Genomic DNA, 1,527 nt, shown 5'->3' with positions numbered 1-1,527 from the left:
GTTGAGTCCGGCCTTCGCGGCAGCACCGTTGGGCAGGAAGCTGCCGGGCTGCTCGGGGTCGGCCTTGGGTGCGGGGCTCTTGGTCATACCCGCCGTGTTGAGCCGCTCGTGCGCGATCACGTCGTGGCCGGCGATCAGTGTACGGGCGGTCTTGTGGTGGAAGTCGGCGCGCTGCCGCCGGATCCTGCCGTGCAGCGTGGCGACCTTCCGGGCGGCGGCGCGGTGGCGCTTGGTGCGCTGCCGGGTCCGCTTGGGGAACGTCGCGAGGTGCCGCTGTGCTTGGGCCAGTTCGTCGGCCATCGTTTGGAGGAAGCGCGGGTTGGCGACGTGTTCGCCGTCCGAGGTGTTCAGGAAGTGAGCGAGGCCCATGTCGATGCCGACGCTCGCCCCGGTGGGCGGCAGTTCCCCGGCGGGCACGTTGTCGCAGGACAGGACGACGTACCAACGGTTCCCCTCCCGCTTCACCGAGATCGTCTTGACCTGTCCGCGCACGGGCCGGTGCTGGTGCACGCGGATATGCCCGACGCCTTGCAGGCGGAGGCGGGTCTGCCAGTCGTGGGGGGTGGAGTCCCAGCGGCAGCCGTCGCCGTCCTTGGGGAAGGTGACGGTGTCGAAGTGCCCGACGCCCTTGAAGCGCGGGTAGCCCGGGCTCTGCCCGGCCCTGACGCGGCGGAAGAACGCCTGGAACGCCTTGTCCAGGCGGCGCAGGGTGGCTTGCTGGGAGGAGAAGGACCAGCGGCCCTGCCGCTCAGGGTCGAACGCGCGGATCTCCTTGAGCTGGGCGGACTGGTCGCCGTAGCGGACGGTGGTCTTCGAGGTGTGCCGGTAGGCGTCCCGGCGCTCTTCCAGCGCGCCGTTGTAGAGGGAGCAGTGGTCCCGCAGCATCTCGCCGAGCGCTGCCGTCTGACGGGTCGTGGGGCGCAGGAGGAACTTGTACGCGCGGATCACGAGCCGTCCCCCTTCTTCCCCGGGCGTTCCCACTGGGTGTTGATGTACTTCTCGACCGTGGCCGCCGACACGGCGCCGACCGAGGCGGCGAAGTACGACGACGACCACAGGGTGGGCATCCGTGACTTCAGGTGCGGGAACTCCTCGCGCAGCACGCGGGAGGTGAAGCCCTTGAACTGGTTCGCCACGTAGGAGGCCGACGATTTCGCATCGTGCTTCACGAACAGGTGCACGTGGTCGGGCATCACCTCAAGGGCGATGACCTCCCACCCGCGTTCGTCCGCCTTCTGCCGGAGCAGTTCCTCCAGGCGTTCCGCGACCCGGCCGCCGAGGACCGGACGGCGGTACTTCGGGCACCACACCACGTGGAGCCCGAGGTCGTACACGCCGCCGGAGAACCGGCGAACCTTCCTGGTCACGGTCACACGATCACTATACACGCGTAGCAGGTCTAGTGCGGCAGGGAGCTGGGCGCAGGTGAACAGTGCGGATCCATGCCCCCAGTTGAGGTCAGAGCAAGACTCAGAAGCCATTCCCCACCCCGCTGAAGCGGGGCGTCCCCCGGCTAGGTCCTGATGG

At 68.8% G+C, this 1,527-nt stretch carries 2 protein-coding genes; both read right to left on the bottom strand.

The genetic code is table 11. The features are described 5' to 3' along the window. A partial coding sequence (locus tag KBZ10_RS28930) for an RNA-guided endonuclease TnpB family protein (protein WP_210990710.1) occupies nucleotides 1-948 on the bottom strand: 948 nt, incomplete at its 3' end. Continuing rightward, the gene (tnpA, locus tag KBZ10_RS28925) at nucleotides 945-1,367 is read right to left on the bottom strand and encodes an IS200/IS605 family transposase (RefSeq protein ID WP_210990711.1); all 423 of its coding nucleotides are present in this window, start codon (nucleotides 1,365-1,367) and stop codon (nucleotides 945-947) included. The genes KBZ10_RS28930 and tnpA, both read right to left, overlap by 4 nt. Nucleotides 1,368-1,527: the final 160 nt, after the last annotated feature.

The organism is Streptomyces sp. F63 (genome assembly GCF_018070345.1).
In the GTDB taxonomy this organism is placed as follows: Bacteria; Actinomycetota; Actinomycetes; order Streptomycetales; family Streptomycetaceae; genus Streptomyces.
This window is presented reverse-complemented; position numbering and strand designations above follow the sequence as displayed.